The 1,534-nt window shown below is 59.5% G+C and carries 2 protein-coding genes; both read left to right on the forward strand.

The annotated features are described in order from the left end of the window. Window positions 1-92 precede the first annotated feature (92 nt). Window positions 93-653: a fimbrial protein gene (locus tag FH08_RS0133745; protein ID WP_031362591.1), complete on the forward strand. Its 561-nt coding sequence runs from the start codon at window positions 93-95 to the stop codon at window positions 651-653. Window positions 654-748: 95 nt separating this feature from the next. Next, window positions 749-1,501, forward strand: coding sequence for a molecular chaperone (locus tag FH08_RS0133750; protein WP_031362592.1), 753 nt, complete (start codon window positions 749-751; stop codon window positions 1,499-1,501). Window positions 1,502-1,534: the final 33 nt, after the last annotated feature.

Consider the following 1,534-nt stretch of genomic DNA (forward strand, 5'->3'; position numbering starts at 1 on the left):
CTCGCACTGCGCGGTCGGCATCGACTGGGATAGGAATCCTAAGCGCCGCACGTGTCTACAAAACCTCATTCATTTCTCTATTGGAAACGTTCATGAAATCATTCATCTCCACCGTCGCTGCTGCTGCAACCCTCGCTACATTGGCTCTGGCTTCGACCGGTGCAAGCGCTGCTGACGGCACGATCACCTTCACCGGTGCAGTCACCGATACAACGTGCTCGATCGATACAAAAGTCGCTGGCGCTGCTGACAAGAACGTCACGCTGCCAACGGTGACGGACAGCACCCTGAGCGCAACGGGCGCATCGGCCGGCACGACCGCCGCCACCGATCTGACCTTCACGCTGAGCGGCTGCTCGACCGAAACGAAGGCCGTCGCGCGTTTCGAAAACGGCCCGACGATCGATCAGACCACGGGTTATCTGGCGAACCAGGCGTCCTCCGGTGCGAAAAACGTTCAGGTTCGTTTGCTCAACGCATCGCACATGCCCATCAACGTCGTAACGGGCGAAAACAACGATATGGCAGGCAATGGTGCTGCGATCGTTACAGGTGCTGCGAACCTGAAGTACTTCGCTGAGTACTACGCCACCGGCAAGGCGACAGCCGGCCCGGTCAACACCTCGGTCCAATACACGGTCGACTACCAGTAAGCCGTATCAGCAGGCATAAGCAGGCATCTGCGGGTGCAGGTGCCTGTTTTTTTACCGAAATTTCGAGATACGTTTTTCACGGAGATGCATCAATCATGAAGTCCCTTAGTCGAATTGCATGTGGTTTGGGTCTGGTTGCAGCCCTGTTCGCGGGAAGCGCGGGCGCAAGCGTGACCGTGGGCGGCACGCGGGTGGTGTATCCCCTTGAAAATCGTGAGGTGACGGTCAAGCTCACTAACGATCGCGCCGAGCCGTCGCTGGTTCAGGTCTGGATGGACAAGGGCAACGCCGATGCGAAGCCCGGTGAAGCGAGCGCGCCGTTCGTGCTGACGCCGCCGATCTTCCGCATGGACGCGAAGAAATCGCAGACGCTGCGCATGATGTACACGGGCGATGCGCTGCCGCAGGATCGCGAGTCGGTGTTCTGGCTGAACGTGCTCGACGTGCCGCCCAAGACCGCGAAGACCTCGGATACCTCGAGCACCAACACGCTGCAGTTTGCGTTTCGCACACGCATCAAGGTGTTTGCGCGTCCGAAGGGCTTGCCTGGCACGGCGGATGAAGCGGCTGGAAAGGTGACCTGGAAGCTCGTGCCCTCAGCGGACAACAAAGGTTACGACGTGAAGGTGACGAACCCGACGGCTTACTACGTGTCGTTCAGCAAGATCGACGTGGTGGGTGCCGGCCAGACCTACACGAACGACATTGGAGGAATGGTCGAGCCGCGCGGCACTGCGCAGTTTCCGGTGAAGAACCTCAAGGCAGTGCCGGCCAACGTGCACGTCAAGTACCAAGGCATCAGCGATTTCGGCGGCGCCCTACCGTTTGACGTACCGGTTAGCCCGTAAGACCTCACTGAAGACTTCGCCCCTCACCGGGGC

Origin of the sequence: Caballeronia sordidicola (genome assembly GCF_000729995.1) — a bacterium.
In the GTDB taxonomy this organism is placed as follows: domain Bacteria; phylum Pseudomonadota; class Gammaproteobacteria; order Burkholderiales; family Burkholderiaceae; genus Caballeronia; species Caballeronia sordidicola_A.